The organism is Pseudomonas serbica, assembly GCF_028823535.1.
In the GTDB taxonomy this organism is placed as follows: Bacteria; Pseudomonadota; Gammaproteobacteria; order Pseudomonadales; family Pseudomonadaceae; genus Aquipseudomonas; species Aquipseudomonas serbica.
The window spans coordinates 84,468-103,701 of sequence record NZ_JAQIYM010000005.1 but is presented as its reverse complement, the minus strand read 5'-3'; the positions used below and the strand labels follow the sequence as shown (position 1 = coordinate 103,701).

The window sequence follows — 19,234 nt, the reverse complement described above, 5'->3', positions numbered from 1 at the left end:
ATATGGCCGTGGGTCTGCAATTGTGGTGCTGTGTATTAGTGCGTAAAACAGAGTGTGTGACTATGTTTAAAGGTACCTGACCTTCGTTGGAAGGGTGCTCTGCTGAATCCTGCTGTGAAAAGGGGAAGCATATGACAAGTTGGTCCGTGATCACTGTGACATTGTTGATGTTGATGCCTCTTATGACCCTGGTTACTTCGATTAGGGGCTGGATCCTGCATTTCAAAATCGAAGGGGATACCGAGTACTAGTTGCGGTTTGACGATGCACCCGTCCTTTCAATAGCGCGAACACTGAGCACAGGGATGTGGTCCTCCCGCAAATATGGAATTGTGTGGGTAGTGCTGTTTTCTTCGAATTATTGCCTGGCAGGCGGTGTTGGCTGTCGGGCCGCCTTCGCCAGCAGGCTGGCTCCCACAGTGGATTGAGTACATCTGCGAGTAGCTGGGGGGGCAAGGCCGCTTTCGCTGGCAAGCCAGCCCCTACAGTAGATCGGGTACAGCCGCGAGAGATGGGTTGGCTGACGGGCCGCCTTCGCCAGCAGGCTGGCCCCCACAGTGGATTGAGTACATCTGCGAGTGGCTGGGGGGCAAGGCCGCTTTCGCTGGCAAGCCAGCTCCTACAGTAGATCGGGTGCAGCCGAGAGAGATGGGTTGGCTGTCGGGCCGCCTTCGCCAGCAGGCTGGCTCCCACAGTGGATTGAGTACATCTGCGAGTAGCTGGGGGGGCAAGGCCGCTTTCGCTGGCAAGCCAGCTCCTACAGTAGATCGGGTACAGCCGCGAGAGATGGGTTGGCTTTCGGTCCGCCTTCGCCAGCAGGCTGGCTCCCACAGTGGATTGAGTACATCCGTGAGCGATTGGTTGGCTATAAGGCCGCCATCGCCAGCACGCCGGCTCCTACAGGGGGTAACGCGTACGGGTCCAGATCAGGCCGGCCGGTTGGCCGCCTCGCTTTTGCTTTGGCTTTTGATTTTCTTGCCCCGTCGAGAGGCCGGAGCGAATACCAGCCGGATTTAAGGCTGCAGGGTTCCCCTGCAACATAGAATCTCCCACAGTTGATCGGGTACATTCGTAAGTGATGGGTTGGCTGTCAGGCCGCCTTCGCGAGCAAGCTCGCTCCTACAGTGGATTGGGTACATTCGTGAGTGATGGGTTGGCTGTGAGGATGCCTTCGTCAGCAAACCTGGCTCCTACAAGTTGGGCTGGTTGTAAGGAGGGCTTTAGGCGCCGTCACCGAAGCAACGGCACCTGAAGCACCAACACTTACAGCCACGCACTTACGACGCAATCAATTGCCGCAACACGTAATGCAAAATCCCTCCCGCCTTGAAGTACTCCACCTCATTAAGCGTATCGATCCGGCACAACACTTCGATTTTTTCCCGGCTGCCGTTTTCGCGGGTGATCACCAGGGTGAGGTTCATCCGTGGGGTTAGTTCCACGCCGGTCAGGCCGAGGATGTCCAGGGTTTCGCGGCCGGTCAGGTTGAGGCTCTTGCGGTTCTGGTCGAGCTTGAACTGCAGTGGCAGTACGCCCATGCCTACCAGGTTGGAGCGGTGGATGCGTTCGAAACTTTCGGCGATGACGGCCTTGATGCCCAGCAGGTTGGTGCCCTTGGCGGCCCAGTCGCGGCTGGAGCCGGTGCCGTATTCCTGGCCGGCGATGACCACCAGTGGGGTTCCGGTGGTTTGGTAGCGCATGGCGGCGTCGTAGATCGGCAGTTTTTCGCCGGTGGGGATGTAGTAGGTGTTGCCGCCTTCTTCGCCGTGGAGCATTTCGTTGCGAATGCGGATGTTGGCGAAGGTGCCGCGCATCATCACCTGGTGGTTGCCGCGGCGTGAGCCGTAGGAGTTGAAGTCGCGCGGTTCCACGCCTTTTTCCCGCAAGTACTGGCCTGCCGGGCTGTCGGCCTTGATGTTGCCGGCGGGGGAGATGTGGTCGGTGGTTACCGAGTCGCCGAGCAGGGCGAGGATGCGCGCGCCGCTGATGTCCTTGACCACCGGTGGCGGGCCGCCGATGTCGTCGAAGAACGGCGGGTGCTGGATGTAGGTCGAGTCGTCCTGCCAGATGTAGGTGGCGGCTTGCGGCACTTCGATGGCTTGCCATTGCTCGTCGCCGGCGAACACTTCGGCGTATTCCTTGTGGAACATGGCGGTGTTGACCCGTTCCACCGCTTCGGCGATTTCCTGGCTGCTGGGCCAGATGTCGCGCAGGTACACCGGCTGGCCGTTCTGGTCTTCGCCCAGGGGCTCGCGGCTGAGGTCGATGCGTACGGTGCCGGCCAGGGCATAGGCGACCACCAGCGGCGGCGAGGCCAGCCAGTTGGTTTTCACCAGCGGATGGACCCGGCCTTCGAAGTTGCGGTTGCCCGACAGCACCGAGGCCACGGTCAGGTCGGCCTTCTGGATGGCTTTTTCGATGGGCTCCGGCAGGGGGCCGGAGTTGCCGATGCAGGTGGTGCAGCCATAGCCGACCAGGGCAAAACCCAGGGTGTCGAGGTACTGCGTCAGGTCGGCCGCCTTGTAGTAGTCGGTGACCACCTTGGAGCCTGGGGCCAGCGAGCTTTTCACCCAGGGTTTGCGCCGCAGGCCTTTTTCCACGGCTTTTTTCGCCAGCAGCCCGGCCGCCATCATCACGCTCGGGTTGGAGGTGTTGGTGCAGGAAGTGATGGCGGCGATCACCACCGCGCCGTTTTTCAGGCGAACCGTCTGGCCTTCGAATTCGTAGTCCACTTCGCCGGCCATGTCTGCGTTGCCCACGGCTACGCCGCCACCGCCTTCGCTTTCCAGGCGACCTTCTTCCTTGCTGGTGGGCTTGAGTTGCAGGCCGATGAAGTCGCTGAACGCTTGCGCGACGTTCGGCAGTGAGACGCGGTCCTGCGGGCGCTTGGGCCCGGCGAGGCTGGCTTCGACGCTGGCCAGGTCCAGGGCCAGGCTGTCGGTGAATTGCGGTTCCTTGCCCGGCAGGCGCCACAGGCCCTGGGCCTTGCTGTAGGCCTCGACCAGCTTGACCGTGGCGTCGGGGCGGCCGGACAGACGCAGGTAGTTCAGGGTCACGTCGTCCACCGGGAAGAAGCCGCACGTGGCGCCGTACTCCGGCGCCATGTTGGCGATGGTCGCGCGGTCGGCCAGGGGCAGGTCGGCCAGGCCGTCGCCATAGAATTCGACGAATTTGCCGACCACGCCTTTCTTGCGCAGCATCTGGGTGACGGTCAGCACCAGGTCGGTGGCGGTGATGCCTTCCCTGAGTTTGCCGGTGAGCTTGAAGCCGATCACTTCGGGAATCAGCATCGACACCGGTTGGCCGAGCATCGCCGCTTCGGCTTCGATGCCGCCGACGCCCCAGCCGAGTACGCCAAGGCCGTTGATCATGGTGGTGTGGGAGTCGGTGCCCACCAGGGTGTCAGGGAAGGCGTAGGTGCGGCCGTCCTCGTCCTTGGTCCAGACGGTGCGGCCCAGGTATTCCAGGTTGACCTGGTGGCAGATGCCGGTGCCCGGCGGCACCACGCTGAAGTTGTCGAAGGCGCTCTGGCCCCAGCGCAGGAAGGCGTAACGCTCGCCGTTGCGCTGCATTTCGATGTCGACGTTCTGTTCGAAGGCGCTGCTGGTGGCGAACTTGTCGACCATCACCGAGTGGTCGATCACCAGGTCCACCGGCGACAGCGGGTTGATCCGCTGTGGGTCGCCGCCGGCCTTGGCCATGGCCGCGCGCATGGCGGCCAGGTCGACCACGGCGGGCACGCCGGTGAAGTCCTGCATCAGCACCCGCGCCGGGCGGTACTGGATTTCGCGGTCGGAGCGGCGCTCCTTGAGCCAGGCGGCGATGGCCTTGAGGTCGGCACCGGTAACGGTCTTGGCGTCTTCCCAGCGCAGCAGGTTTTCCAGCAGCACCTTGAGCGACATGGGCAGCGCGTCCAGGTCGCCCAGGCTCCTGGCGGCCTCCGGCAGGCTGTAATAGTGGTAGGTCTTGTCGTCGACTTGCAGGGTTTTAAGGGTCTTCAAGCTATCGAGGGACGGCATTACGGTCACTCCTTTGAGTCCGCACGGGTACGGACTGAGGGAACGGGCAGAGCACTAAACCTAGCCCTGTTTTAAGTAGCTGGCTAATAACTGGACTCTATGGGCAAGTCCGAGGTTCCGAAGTCGGCTATCATGCGCCGGTTTTCGTGACAGGCTTTGCGTTAGCGCAAGCCTGGGCATCGCGCAGTGGTTGAATGTCTCGCCATCTGCCCAGGAGTAAGAATGAACACCCTTTTCATGCATTGCCGGCCGGGCTTCGAAGGTGAAGTCTGTTCCGAGATTTCCGACCTCGCCGCACAATTGAACGTGGCCGGTTATGCCAAGGCCAAGGCGGCCACCGCCTGCGCCGAGTTTGTCTGCACCGAGGAAGACGGCGCCGAGCGTTTGATGCGCGGGCAGCGTTTTGCCAACCTGATCTTCCCGCGCCAGTGGGCCCGGGGGATTTTCATCGACCTGCCGGAAAGCGACCGCATCAGCGTGATCCTCGCGCATTTGGCGGATTTTCCGACCTGCGGCAGCCTGTGGCTGGAAGTGGTCGACACCAATGATGGCAAGGAGCTGTCGAATTTCTGCAAGAAGTTCGAAGGCCCGCTGCGCAAGGCGCTGACCGGCGCCGGCAAGCTGGTGGACGATGCGTCCAAGCCGCGCTTGTTGCTGACGTTCAAGAGTGGCCGTGAAGTGTTTGTCGGCCTGGCGGAGTCGAACAATTCGGCGATGTGGCCGATGGGCATTCCGCGCCTGAAGTTCCCCCGCGAGGCGCCGAGCCGGTCGACCCTGAAGCTGGAGGAGGCCTGGCACCACTTCATCCCGCGGGACCAGTGGGACGAGCGCCTGCACAGCGACATGACCGGTGTCGACCTGGGCGCGGCGCCCGGCGGCTGGACCTGGCAGTTAGTCAACCGCGGCATGCTGGTGACCGCCATCGACAACGGGCCGATGGCTGAAAGCCTGATGGACACCGGCTTGGTGCAGCACCTGATGGCCGACGGTTTCACCTTCAAGCCCAAGCAGCCGGTGGACTGGATGGTCTGCGACATCGTCGAGAAACCCGCCCGCAACGCGGCGATGCTCGAGGAGTGGATCGGTGAGGGGCATTGCCGCGAGGCGGTGGTCAACCTCAAGTTGCCGATGAAGCAGCGTTATGTCGAGGTGAAGCGCCTGCTGGAGCGTATTGCCGACGGTTTCAAGGCACGGGGCATCAAGGTCGAGATCGGTTGCAAGCAGCTGTACCACGACCGTGAGGAAGTGACCTGCCACCTGCGCCGGCTGGACGTGAAGAAACCGAAATCCCGCTAACAACCCCGGCCCTCTGCCGATCGTTCCCACGCTCCGCGTGTGAATGCCTCAACGGACGCTCCGCGTTCGGCTTTGGAAGGGACGCGGAGCGTCCCGGGCTGCATTCCCACGCAGAGCGTGGGAACGATCGGCGGGGGGGCGGTAAAAGGCCACAGATGACCGAACACCCGGCAATGGGCGACAATGCCAGCAAGTTTCAGGAGTGAATCATGAGTGAATTGCTTGATACGCCGGTAGACGGCACCCTCGACGCCACGGGCCTCAATTGCCCGGAGCCGGTGATGATGCTGCACCAGCACATCCGTGACCTGGTGCCCGGCGGCCTGCTCAAGGTGATCGCCACCGACCCGTCGACCCGCCGCGACATCCCCAAGTTCTGCGTGTTTCTCGACCACGAGCTGGTGGGGCAGCATGAAGACGCCGGCACTTATCTGTATTGGATTCGCAAAAAATCCGGCTGACCCATAAACCTTGTAGGAGCTGGCTTGCCAGCGAAGACGGCCTATCAGCCACCATCAATGTGGACTGACCCACAATACCCTGTAGGAGCGAGCTTGCTCGCGAAGGCGGCGTGTCAGTCACCATCAATGTTGACTGACATGCCGCCTTCGCTGGCAAGCCAGCTCCTACAAGGTCATTTCAGGGCGTTGCGAATCCGCTTGCGCGCACTGCGCGTCAAACGGATCGACAGCATCAGCGCCGCGCAGCTCAAGCCCACGATCAAACCCTGCCACAGCCCGCTCGGGCCGCTTGGCGTGCCGAACCAGTCGGTCAGGCCGAGGGCGTAGCCCACCGGCAGGCCGATGCCCCAGTAGGCGAACAGCGTCAGGATCATCGTCACCCGGGTGTCCTGGTAGCCGCGCAACGCACCGGCTGCGGTGACCTGGATCGCATCGGAAAACTGGAACAGCGCCGAATACACGATCAACATCGCCGCCACCCTGATCACCGTCGGGTCTGCCGTGTAGATGGTCGCGATGTGCTCGCGCAGCAACAGCATCATGCTCGCCGAGAGGCAGGCGTACGCCAGCGCCGTGCCCATGCCGACGCCCGCGGCGAAACGCGCTTCCCGGGGTTGCTCGCGCCCCAGCGCCTGGCCGACCCGCACGGTCACGGCCATGCCCAGGGAGTAGGGGATCATGAACACCAGCGAGCTGAAGTTCAGGGCGATCTGGTGGCCGGCGACCACGGTGGCGCCGAGGCTGCCGATCAACAGGGCGATCACCGCGAAGATGCTCGACTCGGCGAACACGGCAATGCCGATGGGCAGGCCGATGCCCAGCAGGCGCTTGATCACCGACCATTGCGGCCAGTCGAAACGGCTGAACAGCTGGCTCGACTGATACGCTGGCGCCCAGCGCTCCCAGCCGGCCATGCCCAGGGCCATCACCCACATCACGATGGCCGTGGCCCAGCCGCAACCGACGCCGCCCATGGCCGGCACGCCGAAGTGCCCGTAGATGAACACGTAGTTCAGCGGGATGTTCAGCGCCAGGCCGCACAGGCCGAGCACCATCGCCGGGCGAGTGCGCCCCAGGCCATCGCTGAAGCAGCGCAGCACATGGTAGAGCGCAACCGCCGGCAAGCCGCTGGCGATGCCGTGCAGGTACTGCATGCAGGGGCCGATCAGTTCGGGATCAACTTTCATCACGCGCAAGACCGGTTCGGCGCACAGCAGCAGGCCGGTCGCGATCAGGCCCACCACCAGGGCCAGCCACAGCGCCTGGCGCACGATCGGACCGATCTCGCTGTGGGTGCCGGCGCCGAAGCGCTGGGCGACTTTCGGCGTGGTGGCCAGCAAGGTGCCGGTCATCAGCAGGAACACCGGCACCCAGATCGAGTTGCCCAGCGCCACCGCCGCCAGGTCGCGCGGCCCGACCCGGCCGGCCATCACCGCATCGACGAAGCCCATCGCCGTGGTGGCCAGCTGCGCGATCATGATCGGCAAGGCCAGGCCGAGCAGGTTTTTCAGCTCCAGGCGGACCCGGGCGGGGCGGGAGAGGGAAGGGTTGGTGATGGGGGTGGTCACGGAATTCAAGGGTAAAAACGTCCAGATATGTTTGCTGCGCGGATGCATATTCTACGCGTTGACGCAGCGGTCAGGAAAACACTGTGTTGAGGATTTGTAATTCCTGCCCCCCCTTGCAGGAGCGAGCCTGCTCGCGATGGACGTCAACGATGACGAGGACTATCTGAATAAGGGCGGCGCCTTCACGTTCTTCGCGAGCAGGCTCGCTCCTGCACGATGTGTGCTAGGCGGCAGCTACCCTCTACGCCTACACTGCCGATCCGCCAAAGGAGCCTGACATGCTGATCGTTGCCGACGAAAATATCCCCCTGCTCGACGCCTTCTTCGAACATTTCGGTGAAATCCGCCGGGTGCCGGGGCGTTCCATCGACCGCGCCACGGTCGAGCAGGCCGATGTGCTGCTGGTGCGCTCGGTCACCCGCGTCGACCGTGAGTTGCTGGAAGGCAGCAAGGTGCGCTTCGTCGGTACCTGCACCATCGGCACCGATCACCTGGACCTCGACTACTTCCAACAGGCCGGCATCACCTGGTCCAGCGCGCCGGGCTGCAACGCCCGGGGCGTGGTCGACTACGTGCTCGGCAGCCTGTTGACCCTGGCTGAAATCGAAGGCGCCGACCTGACCCAGCGCACCTACGGGGTGGTGGGTGCCGGTGAGGTGGGTGGACGGCTGGTCAAGGTCCTGCAGGGCCTGGGCTGGAAGGTGCTGGTCTGCGATCCGCCACGCCAGGCCGCTGAAGGGGGCGATTACGTCAGCCTTGAGCAGATCATCGAACAGTGCGACGTGATCAGCCTGCACACCCCGCTGACCCGCCGGGGTGCCCAGCCGACCTGGCACCTGTTCGATGAAAAACGCCTGAATCAGCTCAAGCCCGGCACCTGGCTGATCAACGCCAGCCGTGGTCCGGTGGTGGACAACCGCGCCCTGCGCCAGGTGCTGCTGCAGCGCGAAGACCTGCAGGCGGTACTCGATGTCTGGGAGGCCGAGCCCGAAGTCGACGTGGCCCTGGCCGAACTCTGCGTGCTGGCTACCCCGCACATTGCCGGGTACAGCCTCGATGGCAAGCAGCGCGGCACGGCGCAGATCTATCAGGCGTACTGCGCGTTCCTCGGGCAAGTGCCCCAGGTCAGCCTGAACGACTTGTTGCCAGCCCCCTGGCTGGCGCAGGTGACCTTGAGCGGGGACACCGATCCGGCTTGGGCCCTGGCGATGTTGTGCCGTGGTGTGTACGACCCGCGCCGTGATGACGCGGATTTTCGTCGCAGCCTTGTAGGCAGTGTGAGTGAGCAGCGTGCGGCGTTCGATGGGCTGCGCAAGAACTATCCCTCGCGGCGCGAGATCGACGGGTTGCAGGTGCGCATCGACGGGCAGGCGCCGGCGTTGCAGCAGATCGTGGCGGCGCTGGGCGCGACGGTTGTCTGAATTTCAGGCAATAAAAACCCGGCCCTGATGGGCCGGGTCAATGAAGACGGTGGCTACATCACTTTTCTTCGGCAGGCTTGACCAATCGTTTCTCCAGTTCGCTGCACGCTTTCTGGATCATTTTTTCAGTGATCGGCACTTCGCGGCCTTGTTCATCGATTATCGAGCACCCCAGAGACTGGTCTGGCTGCGTGCGGATCACTTCAATCTTGTCGTCGCTGCGTTGTTGCAAGGACATGGCCTGTCTCCTCATCAGGTTGTGTGCCTAGATTAGAACCGTCAGGTGACCAGGCTGTGACAACTCCCTGCGATCGCTCCTGAACGGCATCGCCAGTCGACCAGAAATATCCCGACATGGCTACCGCAACTTTAGACCAATAGTGTCTAGGGACTAGACGGCACGGTCATAATTAACCTGACTCATTCTGATTCAACCGGTTCCACCCGCTGGTCGGTGTACGCTGCACCTATCAATTATTCCGTTATGGATGATGCAAATGCTCACAGTTCGTCACCGTCGTGCGATTCGCCTGGCCAGTCGATTCATTGCGCCTTATCGCTGGCAAGCGCTGGGTGCCCTGTTCGCGCTGGTCGTTACGGCGGGCATTACCTTGTCCATGGGGCAGGGCATTCGCCTGCTGGTGGATCAAGGGTTCATGACCCAGTCGCCGCATTTGCTCAACCAGTCCATCGGTCTGTTCATGCTGCTGGTGGTCGGCCTGGCGGTCGGTACCTTTGCCAGGTTTTACCTGGTGTCGTGGATCGGCGAGCGCTGCGTCGCCGACATCCGCCGCCGGGTGTTCAATCACTTGGTCTACCTGCACCCGGGGTTCTACGAGGACAACCGCAGCTCCGAGATCCAGTCACGGCTGACCGCCGATACCACGCTGCTGCAATCGGTGATTGGCTCCTCCCTGTCGCTGTTCCTGCGCAACTTGCTGATGGTGATCGGCGGGATCGTCCTGCTGTTCGTCACCAATCCAAAACTCACCAGCATCGTGGTGATTGCCTTGCCGTTGGTGATCGCGCCGATCCTGATTTTCGGACGGCGGGTGCGCAGCCTGTCGCGCCTGAGCCAGGACCGCATTGCCGATATCGGCAGCTATGTGTCCGAGACCCTGGGCCAGATCAAGACCGTGCAGGCCTATAACCACCAGGCCCAGGATGAACAGCGTTTCGCCGTCACTGTGGAGGAAGCGTTCGACACGGCGCGCAAGCGCATCTTCCAGCGGGCCTGGTTGATTACCCTGGTGATCGTGCTGGTGCTGGGCGCCGTGGGCGTCATGCTCTGGGTCGGCGGCATGGACGTGATTGCCGGGCGGATTTCCGCGGGTGAGCTGGCGGCGTTCGTGTTCTACAGCCTGATCGTCGGCAGTGCGTTTGGTACCTTGAGTGAGGTGATCGGCGAGTTGCAGCGTGCGGCGGGCGCGGCGGAGCGGATCGCCGAGTTGCTGCGGGCGCAGAACATCATCCAGCCGCCGACGTCCGGTCTGGTGACCTTGCCCGAGCGGGTGAAAGGCGATCTGGTGTTGCAGGACGTGCGCTTTTGCTACCCCTCGCGCCCTGAAAGCTACGCCGTCGATGGCCTCAGCCTGACCATCCAGGCCGGGGAAACCCTGGCATTGGTCGGGCCCTCCGGGGCCGGCAAATCCACGGTGTATGACCTGTTGCTGCGCTTTTACGACCCCGCCGAAGGGCGGATCCTGCTCGATGGCGTGCCCCTGACCCAGCTCGATCCGCTGGATCTGCGGCGCTGCTTCGCCCTGGTCTCGCAAACCCCGGCGCTGTTTTTCGGCAGCATCGAGGACAACCTGCGCTACGGCAACCCGACGGCGACCTCGGCCGAGGTCCGCGAAGCGGCAAAAATCGCCTACGCCCACGACTTCATCGAAGCCATGCCCAACGGCTACCAGACCCACCTGGGCGACGGCGGCCTCGGCTTGTCCGGCGGCCAGCGCCAGCGCCTGGCCATCGCTCGCGCGCTGTTGGTGGATGCGCCCATCCTGCTGCTGGACGAAGCCACCAGCGCCCTCGACGCCCAGAGCGAACACCTGATCCAGCAAGCGCTGCCGAGCCTGATGAAAAACCGCACCACCCTGGTCATCGCCCACCGCCTGGCCACGGTCAAGAACGCCGATCGTATTGCGGTGATGGATCAGGGCAAGCTGGTAGCGGTGGGAACGCACCAGTCGCTGATCGCGAACAATGCGTTATATGCGCGGCTGGCGGCGTTGCAGTTCAGTGATGGCCAGACCGTCCCCGAACTTTAGGCGCCGGGCGCCTACCGAACATTCGCCGCCCAAATAATTTGTAGGAGCTGGCTTGCCAGCGAAGAGGCCCGAAAGACCAGCGCAACGCTCAAGGACGCCTTCGCCGGCAAGCCGGGCGCCTACGAGTGAAGGCGCCCGCGAGACCAGCGCAATGCTCAGAGACGCCTGTCACTGATCGTCAAAATACCGCTCATGCCAATCCACCAGCGGCTGCGGTGAGTTGAGTTTCTGGCCGTAGATCACCGAATAAGACAGCACGTTCTGCACGTACTGGCGGGTTTCGTCGAACGGGATGCTTTCCACCCAGACGTCGAAGCTCAGGTGGTCCGCACCGCGCAGCCACTGGCGTACGCGGCCCGGGCCGGCGTTGTAGGCGGCGGAGGCGAGGACGCGGTTGCCGTTGAACTGGCTGTGGACCTGGCTCAGGTAGGCGGCGCCAAGCTGAATGTTCTTGTCCGGGTTGAACACTTGCTGCGGCGAGGCCAGCGGAATGCTGAACTTGCGTGCGGTTTCCTTGGCGGTTCCCGGCATCAATTGCATCAGGCCGCTGGCGCCGACGCTGGAACGGGCGTCGTCCATGAAGGCGCTTTCCTGGCGAGTAATCGCAAATACCCAGCTGGAATGCAGGCCACGGACCTTGGCTTCACGGACCAGGGTGTCGCGGTGGGCCATCGGGAAGCGGATGTCCAGGTCGTCCCAGTACTGCGCCTGACTGATGGTGCGAATCGCCGGGAAATACCACTTCAGGTCATAGGCCAGTTTTGCCTGGGCGACCATTTCGTCGCGATTGAAGTGGCGGCTGACGTGGTACCACTCGCGGCGACCGTCGACGATTTGCCCGCGGGCATGAAATTCCAGGGCGCGACGTATACCGGGGGTGTTGCGCACCTTGTTCATCAGCGCCTGGCTGAGCACCAGCGGTTTGTTGTTCAGCGAATAGGGCGACTGCGAACGGTCGGCGGCGAGGAAACCATAGAAATCGCGCTCGCGAGCAAGGTTCTTGTAGAGGGTTTGCGCTTCGGGGTTCTGCGGTTGCGCCAGTTCCAGGCTGCGGGCCTGCCAGTAGCGCCAGCGGTTGGTGGTGGCGAGGTCCTGGGGCAGGCGACGCGTCAACTGGTAGGCATCGTCCCAGCGCGCCAGGCGCAGCAACAAGCGCATGCGCCATTCAGACACGGTGTTGTCGCGCAGTTCCGGGTCGTACTTGGTCATCATTTCCAGTGCACGGCTGTCGAAGCGTCGTGCCAGGGTCAGCCCGATTTCCCGAGCGATGGCCACTTTTTCATCACGAGAGAAGTGCATGCTGCTGGCATAACCGTCGAGCAGGGCCATCGCCCTGTCCGGGTCCTGGCGGGCGAGACGGCGCAGGCCGAGGCTGACCACGTCAGACATCGGTTCGTCGGCCGGGGTGAAGCGCGACGGCGAATTGAGCAGCTCCGGTTTCTGCGCCACATCGATCAGCAGGCGGCCACGCGGGGCGAGCGTGGTCAAGCCATTGACCAGGCTGTTGGCCAGTGGGTAGTTGCGCGCCTGGGCGGCGAGCTTGGCGCGCTCCCAGCGTTTCTGCTCGGTCAACTGGCCTTCGGCGGCCCACATGCCAAACAAAGCGTCACAGGCCGCCGGTTGCGTCTTGCCGGTCAGCCAGAGCTTGTTGGCGTTGGCGTAGCCTTCGGTCTTTTGGTTGTGGCTGATCTGGTACTGCGCGTTCAGGCAATCCAGTTCGGTGAAATTCATCTTGGGGTCGTAATACTTGACGAACGTTGCCCAGTCGCCACGTTCGGCCAGCCAGCGCAACCAGCGCAGCTTCATCCAGTTGGCCTGGGGCAGGTCGCCGTGTTCGGCGAGGAATTTCTCGATCTCGGCATTGCTCGCGGTCTTCAGGCGCGCGGTCAGCTCGTCGTAGGCCAGGTACGGTTCCAGCGGATAGTCGGCCAGGGCCTGGCTGTAACGGAAATACGGACCGGTGTCGCCCTTGGCCAGGGCACGCTTGGCTTCGTCGTAGTATTGGCGTTGGGTGGACAGGTCCACCGCCTGTGCGGATTGAACGGCAGCGGCAGAAAGTAGAAAACAGGACAAGAGTTTGAAAAGGCGACTGCGCATGAGACGTCCGGACAGAAAAAACATGACAAGTGCTGGCGATCCCCGCACTGATTATCTGTAGCTTAGCCTTTTGCCAGCAACGGGCGAAAGCTTTGCCGAGCTGTCTGCATCAGTTCGCAACATTTGTCGTGCAGAGTGCTGCCACAGTGAAAATGCCGGCCTGCTGGAGCCCCGTTTCAGGTAGAATGCGCGCCCGGTTTTTGGAGAAGCTCATGACCCTGCTCAAATTCAGCGATGTGTCCCTTGCTTTCGGCGCTATGCCGTTGTTGGACAAGGTGTCCTGGCAGATCGCCCGTGGAGAGCGGGTGTGCATCATCGGCCGCAACGGCACTGGCAAGTCCAGCATGATGAAGCTCGTCAAGGGCGACCAGAAGCCCGATGACGGCTCGGTTTGGCGCGCACCCGGGCTCAAGATTGGCGAATTGCCGCAAGAATTGCCGGTAGCCGACGAGCGGACTGTGTTCGACGTGGTTGCCGAAGGCCTGGACGGTGTCGGTGCGTTGCTCGCCGAATATCACCACCTGAGCCAGAACATCGTCACCGACGCCGACCTGGACAAGCTGATGCACGTCCAGCACGACCTCGAAGCCCGTGACGGCTGGCGTTTGCAAACCCTGGTCGACAGCACCCTGAGCCGCCTGCAGTTGCCGGCCGACAAGACCCTCGCCGAATTGTCCGGTGGCTGGCGTCGTCGTGTGCTGCTGGCCCAGGCCCTGGTGTCCGAGCCAGACCTGCTGCTGCTCGACGAACCGACCAACCACCTGGACATCGGTGCAATCGCCTGGCTGGAAGAAGCGCTGAAGGATTTTCAGGGCGCCGTGCTGTTCATCACGCACGACCGTTCCTTCCTGCAGAACCTGGCGACCCGCATCCTCGAACTGGACCGCGGTGGCCTGATCGACTGGAACGGCGACTACGCCAGTTTCCTGGTGCACAAAGAAGCCGAGCTGGCCGCCGAGGCGACAGCCAACGCCTTGTTCGACAAGCGCCTGGCCCAGGAAGAAGTGTGGATTCGCCAGGGCATCAAGGCCCGTCGTACCCGCAACGAAGGCCGCGTACGCGCCCTGAAAGCCCTGCGCGTCGAGCGTAGCGAGCGTCGCGAGCGCACCGGCAAGGCCAACATCCAGCTGGAAACCGCCGACAAGTCCGGCAAGCAGGTGATGGTGCTCGATAACGTGAGCTTCGCTCACCCGGGTGGTCCGTTCCTGATCAAGGATTTCTCGATGGTGTTGCAGCGCGGCGACCGCATCGGTCTGCTCGGCGCCAACGGCACCGGCAAGACCACGTTGCTCAAGCTGATGCTCAGTGGCCTGCAGCCCACCAGCGGCAAGGTGGAAGAGGGCACCCGGATCGACGTTGCCTACTTCGACCAGTTGCGCCACCAGCTGGATCTGGAAAAGACCGTGATCGACAACGTCGCCGAAGGTCGCGACTTCATCGACATCGATGGCCAGAGCCGCCACGTGCTGAGCTACCTCGGCGACTTCCTGTTCAGCCCGCAGCGTGCCCGCACGCCGGTCAAGGCGCTGTCCGGTGGTGAGCGTGCCCGCCTGTTGCTGGCCAAGCTGTTCAGCAAGCCGGCCAACCTGCTGGTGCTCGACGAACCGACCAACGACCTCGATGTGGAAACCCTCGAGCTGCTCGAAGAGGTCCTGCTGACCTTCAACGGCACCGTGCTGATGGTCAGCCACGACCGGGCATTCCTCGACAACGTGGTCACCAGCACCCTGGTCTTCGAAGGCGAAGGCAAGGTTCGCGAGTACGTCGGTGGTTATCAGGACTGGCTGCGCCAGGGCGGCTCGCCGCGCTTGCTGGGCGTGACCGAGAGCAAGTCGGGCAAGGCCGACCTGAACTCCGCTGTCGTGACGGCCGCACCTGCGCCCGTCGCCGCCGCCGAAGCGCCGGTGGCGAAGAAGAAGCTCAGCTACAAGTTGCAGCGTGAGCTGGAGGCGTTGCCGGGGCAGATCGAAGCCATGGAGCAGCAGATCGCCGCCGTTGAGGCACAGATGGCCGATGCGGGTTTCTATCTGCGTCCGGCTGCGGAAACTGCGGCAGTGATCGATCAGTTGGCGCAGTTGCAGGCTGAACTCGACGTGATGGTCGAGCGTTGGGCCGAACTGGATGCCTGATTGATCCGGTAATAAAAAAGCCCGGCTTCACACAGGTGAACGCCGGGCTTTTCATATGGAGACCTGAAGGTTGTTGCAATCCCAATGTGGGAGCGGGCTTGCTCGCGAAGGCGGTTTAACATTCAACGAATGGGTCGTCTGTCACACCGCTTTCGCGAGCAAGCCCGCTCCCACAGGGGGTACCTGAAACTTCAGGATTTGTTTTGCAGGCGCACCGCCAGCACATCGCAAGGCGCGCCGTGCAGCACGTCGTTGGCCGTGGAGCCCAGCAGCAGGGCCAGGCCATGGCGGCCGTGACTGCCGACCACGATCAGGTCGCACCCTTGCTCCTTGGCCAGGTGATGAATCTCCTGGCGTGGCTGGCCGTAGGTCAGGTGGCTGAATTCCCTGGAAAGCTCAGGGTATTTGAGGATCAAGCGATCGAGACGCTCCTTGGCCTGGTCGAACTGCTGTTGTTGCAGTTGTGACAGGTCCATTGGCACGTCACCACCAAAGGCCATGGCCATTGGCTCGACGATATGCACCAGGGACAATTTCGCCTCGTTGCTCACCGACAGCTCGCGAGCACGGTGGATGACAGGGTCGCACTCTTCGGTCAGGTCTACAGCGACCAGGATGTGGGTGTAGGGCATGAGGTGCTCCTCCTGAGGATTGCAATATTGGTAAGTATGGCTGGTTTCAAGCGCATTGGTTCTAAAGTGGCTCAATGTGCTCATCAAGAATCGGGAGTACAGATATGACGGTCTGGATAGTGGTGTCAATCCTGTTGGTGGTGCTCAGCCCGCTGGCATGGCTGCGCCCCTCGCGTCATCAGAGCGGTCGCATGGCCCTGCGCATGGAGGCGCGACGCATTGGCCTGTCCATGCAACTGGCGCCTCAGGAGTGGCCGCACTGGCTCGCCCAGGAGCCGCCAAACCCTTGTGCGCAGTACCATCGGCCGCGCCGGGGCAATCAGCCGGCCTGCTGGAGTTACTGGCAAAAATCACCGGGTTTGTGGGTCAACCAATGGCAGGAACCCTGCGAAGATCCCGCGCTGCTCAATCATTTCGAAAAATTGCCGGGCAACGTCTTCAAGGTCGAGGCCGACAAGCAAATGATCACCCTGTATTGGGGTGAGAAGGGCGAGGCCGAAGTCTTGCAGCACATCGACGCCACCCTCAAAGCCCTCGCCTGAACCCCCGAGCTTCCTCGCCTGCCCGATCTCTGTAGGCGCTGGCTTGCCAGCGGAGGCGGCGTGCCAGACAGCATCCTGGCTGCTGCTGAAATGGCTTTCTCTGGCAAGCCAGCTCCTACAGGTTGTTTTGCAGGCAATAAAAAGCCCGACAACTTCATCGGGCGGGGGTTGGCCAGGCAGGCCGGTAATTCGCTGTGGGCTGATCTTACGCTGGGCATTCGCCAAAAGCGTTCACTTTTTTCCCCAGGTTCCGCCAGCGTAGCCGGTTAAACACCGGCTGCCGTGAATTAGGGCGAATTTTCTAATGATTGATCCTATGAATGATTGCGCATACCTGTGTCTGTTGCAGGTACTGGCAATACGGATATGACCGCAACGTCGCATTTCAACCCGCATTTTGGGCGATTGACAATTGTCGGAAATTCCGTGAAGGTGACGTACCCAAATCAAACGGGCGTATGAATTGAGCGTTTGTCCGACAAACCGCTCCTACAGAATCCCGACTATCGCGTTGGCGGGTGTGCCGGGTTGAGAGGCGTAGCATTGACGTTTAACGTCCCTGCCGAACCATTCACCTGCGTCCGACGTGTACTGTTCAGCTTCCATATCGTGGAGATCAGTTGATGATTTACGAAGGTAAAGCCATCACGGTTAAGGCTCTTGAAAGTGGCATCGTCGAACTGAAGTTCGACCTCAAGGGTGAGTCCGTCAACAAGTTCAACCGTCTAACCCTGAACGAACTGCGTCAGGCCGTGGACGCCATCAAGGCAGATGCTTCGATCAAGGGTGTGATCGTCAGCAGTGGCAAGGACGTGTTCATCGTCGGTGCCGACATCACCGAATTCGTCGACAACTTCAAGCTGCCGGATGCAGAGCTTGTGGCTGGCAACCTCGAAGCCAACAAGATTTTCAGCGATTTCGAAGACCTCAATGTCCCGACTGTCGTCGCAATCAATGGCATCGCATTGGGTGGCGGTCTGGAAATGTGCCTGGCGGCGGACTACCGCGTCATGTCGACCAAGGCCAAGATCGGTCTGCCGGAAGTCAAGCTGGGTATCTACCCGGGCTTCGGCGGTACCGTGCGTCTGCCGCGCCTGATCGGTACCGACAACGCCATCGAGTGGATCGCTTCCGGCAAGGAAAACCGTGCCGAAGACGCGCTGAAAGTGAGCGCCGTCGATGCCGTGGTTGCTCCTGAAAAACTGCAGGATGCCGCCCTTGAACTGATCAAGCGCGCCATTTCCGGCGAGTTCGATTACAAGGCCAAGCGCCAGCCGAAGCTTGAAAAACTCAAGCTGAACGCTATCGAGCAAATGATGGCTTTCGAAACCGCCAAGGGTTTCGTGGCCGGCCAGGCTGGCCCAAACTACCCGGCCCCGGTCGAAGCGATCAAGACCATCCAGAAAGCCGCGAACTTCGGTCGTGACAAGGCCCTGGAAGTCGAAGCCGCCGGTTTCGTCAAGCTGGCCAAGACTTCGGCAGCCCAGTGCCTGATCGGCCTGTTCCTGAACGATCAGGAACTGAAGAAAAAGGCCAAGGCCTACGACGAAATCGCCAGGGACGTGAAGCAGGCCGCCGTACTGGGCGCCGGTATCATGGGTGGCGGTATCGCCTATCAGTCGGCCTCCAAAGGCACGCCGATCCTGATGAAGGACATCAACGAGCACGGTATCGAGCAGGGCCTGGCCGAAGCCGCCAAGCTGCTGGTAGGCCGCGTTGACAAGGGGCGCATGACCGCCGCGAAAATGGCTGAAGTGCTCAACGGCATTCGTCCGACCCTGTCCTACGGTGACTTCGGTCACGTGGACCTGGTGGTTGAAGCCGTCGTCGAGAACCCCAAGGTCAAGCAAGCTGTTCTGGCCGAAGTCGAAGACAAGGTCAAGGAGGACACCATCCTGGCGTCCAACACCTCGACCATTTCCATCACCTTGCTGGCCAAGGCCCTCAAGCGTCCGGAAAACTTCGTCGGCATGCACTTCTTCAATCCGGTGCACATGATGCCGTTGGTGGAAGTGATCCGTGGCGAGAAGTCCAGCGAGCTGGCGGTTGCCACCACCGTTGCCTACGCCAAGAAAATGGGCAAGAACCCGATCGTGGTCAACGACTGCCCGGGCTTCCTGGTCAACCGCGTGCTGTTCCCGTACTTCGGCGGTTTTGCCAAGCTGGTCAGTGCTGGTGTGGACTTCGTCCGTATCGACAAGGTCATGGAGAAGTTCGGCTGGCCCATGGGCCCGGCGTACCTGATGGACGTGGTCGGCATCGACACCGGCCACCACGGTCGCGACGTGATGGCTGAAGGCTTCCCGGACCGCATGAAGGATGACCGTCGTTCGGCCGTTGACGTGCTCTACGAAGCCAAGCGCCTGGGCCAGAAGAACGGCAAGGGCTTCTACGCCTACGAGACCGACAAGCGCGGCAAGCAGAAGAAAGTCGCCGATCCGTCGGTGCTGGAAGTGCTCAAGCCAATCGTCTTTGAACAGCGCGAAGTCACCGACGAAGACATCATCAACTGGATGATGATCCCGCTGTGCCTGGAAACCGTGCGTTGCCTGGAAGACGGCATCGTCGAAACCGCCGCCGAAGCCGACATGGGTCTGGTCTACGGTATTGGTTTCCCTCCATTCCGTGGCGGTGCGCTGCGTTACATCGACTCGATCGGTGTGGCCCAGTTCGTTGCCCTGGCTGACCAGTACGCTGATTTGGGCGCGCTGTACCACCCGACCGCGAAGCTGCGCGAAATGGCCAAGAACGGCCAGAGCTTCTTCGGTTAAGCGCCCCCAACTAGAGTGAGAGTGAACT

General features: G+C 61.9%; 13 protein-coding genes. 8 read left to right on the top strand and 5 right to left on the bottom strand.

Annotation, left to right across the window (positions count from 1 at the left end):
* Positions 1-1,277: 1,277 nt before the first annotated feature.
* Positions 1,278-4,019, bottom strand: coding sequence for an aconitate hydratase AcnA (acnA, locus tag NQL71_RS09515; protein WP_274642564.1), 2,742 nt, complete (start codon positions 4,017-4,019; stop codon positions 1,278-1,280).
* Positions 4,020-4,241: 222 nt separating this feature from the next.
* On the opposite strand from acnA, the gene rlmM reads away from it, so the two are divergent.
* A complete protein-coding gene (rlmM, locus tag NQL71_RS09510) occupies positions 4,242-5,315 on the top strand; it encodes a 23S rRNA (cytidine(2498)-2'-O)-methyltransferase RlmM (RefSeq protein WP_274642563.1) in 1,074 nt (357 codons plus the stop codon).
* A gap of 209 nt (positions 5,316-5,524) precedes the next feature.
* Entirely contained in the window at positions 5,525-5,776 is a 252-nt protein-coding gene (tusA, locus tag NQL71_RS09505) for a sulfurtransferase TusA (protein WP_046819502.1), read from the top strand.
* A 173-nt stretch (positions 5,777-5,949) separates the two neighbouring features.
* Here tusA and NQL71_RS09500 read toward each other — a convergent pair whose 3' ends face one another.
* A complete protein-coding gene (locus NQL71_RS09500) occupies positions 5,950-7,353 on the bottom strand; it encodes an MATE family efflux transporter (protein WP_046819569.1) in 1,404 nt (467 codons plus the stop codon).
* A gap of 269 nt (positions 7,354-7,622) precedes the next feature.
* Here NQL71_RS09500 and pdxB point away from each other — a divergent pair, with 269 nt between their 5' ends.
* Positions 7,623-8,765 carry a 4-phosphoerythronate dehydrogenase PdxB gene (gene pdxB, locus NQL71_RS09495; protein ID WP_274642562.1) on the top strand — a complete coding sequence of 381 codons (1,143 nt, stop codon included), beginning with the start codon at positions 7,623-7,625 and terminating at the stop codon, positions 8,763-8,765.
* 58 nt (positions 8,766-8,823) lie between these two features.
* Here the strand turns inward: pdxB and NQL71_RS09490 are convergent, their stop codons facing one another.
* Positions 8,824-9,003, bottom strand: coding sequence for a PA1571 family protein (locus NQL71_RS09490; RefSeq protein WP_046819504.1), 180 nt, complete (start codon positions 9,001-9,003; stop codon positions 8,824-8,826).
* Positions 9,004-9,262: 259 nt separating this feature from the next.
* Here NQL71_RS09490 and NQL71_RS09485 point away from each other — a divergent pair, with 259 nt between their 5' ends.
* A complete protein-coding gene (locus NQL71_RS09485) occupies positions 9,263-11,035 on the top strand; it encodes an ABC transporter transmembrane domain-containing protein (protein WP_077183936.1) in 1,773 nt (590 codons plus the stop codon).
* Between the two features lie 168 nt (positions 11,036-11,203).
* On the opposite strand, the gene NQL71_RS09480 is transcribed toward NQL71_RS09485, so the two are convergent.
* Positions 11,204-13,132 (bottom strand): transglycosylase SLT domain-containing protein, encoded by a 1,929-nt coding sequence (locus NQL71_RS09480; RefSeq protein WP_046819506.1) that lies wholly within the window; start codon positions 13,130-13,132, stop codon positions 11,204-11,206.
* 212 nt (positions 13,133-13,344) lie between these two features.
* On the opposite strand from NQL71_RS09480, the gene NQL71_RS09475 reads away from it, so the two are divergent.
* Positions 13,345-15,261, top strand: a complete 1,917-nt coding sequence (locus NQL71_RS09475) for an ATP-binding cassette domain-containing protein (RefSeq protein ID WP_046819507.1) — start codon at positions 13,345-13,347, stop codon at positions 15,259-15,261.
* 191 nt (positions 15,262-15,452) lie between these two features.
* On the opposite strand, the gene NQL71_RS09470 is transcribed toward NQL71_RS09475, so the two are convergent.
* Positions 15,453-15,893: a universal stress protein gene (locus tag NQL71_RS09470; protein WP_046819508.1), complete on the bottom strand. Its 441-nt coding sequence runs from the start codon at positions 15,891-15,893 to the stop codon at positions 15,453-15,455.
* 104 nt (positions 15,894-15,997) lie between these two features.
* Here NQL71_RS09470 and NQL71_RS09465 point away from each other — a divergent pair, with 104 nt between their 5' ends.
* From NQL71_RS09465 to fadB, 3 genes are all read left to right on the top strand, one after another.
* Positions 15,998-16,435, top strand: coding sequence for a hypothetical protein (locus tag NQL71_RS09465; RefSeq protein ID WP_046819509.1), 438 nt, complete (start codon positions 15,998-16,000; stop codon positions 16,433-16,435).
* A 60-nt stretch (positions 16,436-16,495) separates the two neighbouring features.
* The gene (locus NQL71_RS09460; protein ID WP_274642561.1) at positions 16,496-16,705 is read left to right on the top strand and encodes a hypothetical protein; all 210 of its coding nucleotides are present in this window, start codon (positions 16,496-16,498) and stop codon (positions 16,703-16,705) included.
* Between the two features lie 353 nt (positions 16,706-17,058).
* Complete coding sequence (gene fadB / locus NQL71_RS09455) at positions 17,059-19,206, top strand: fatty acid oxidation complex subunit alpha FadB (RefSeq protein WP_077183934.1); 2,148 nt, start codon at positions 17,059-17,061, stop codon at positions 19,204-19,206.
* The last annotated feature ends 28 nt before the right edge of the window (positions 19,207-19,234 follow it).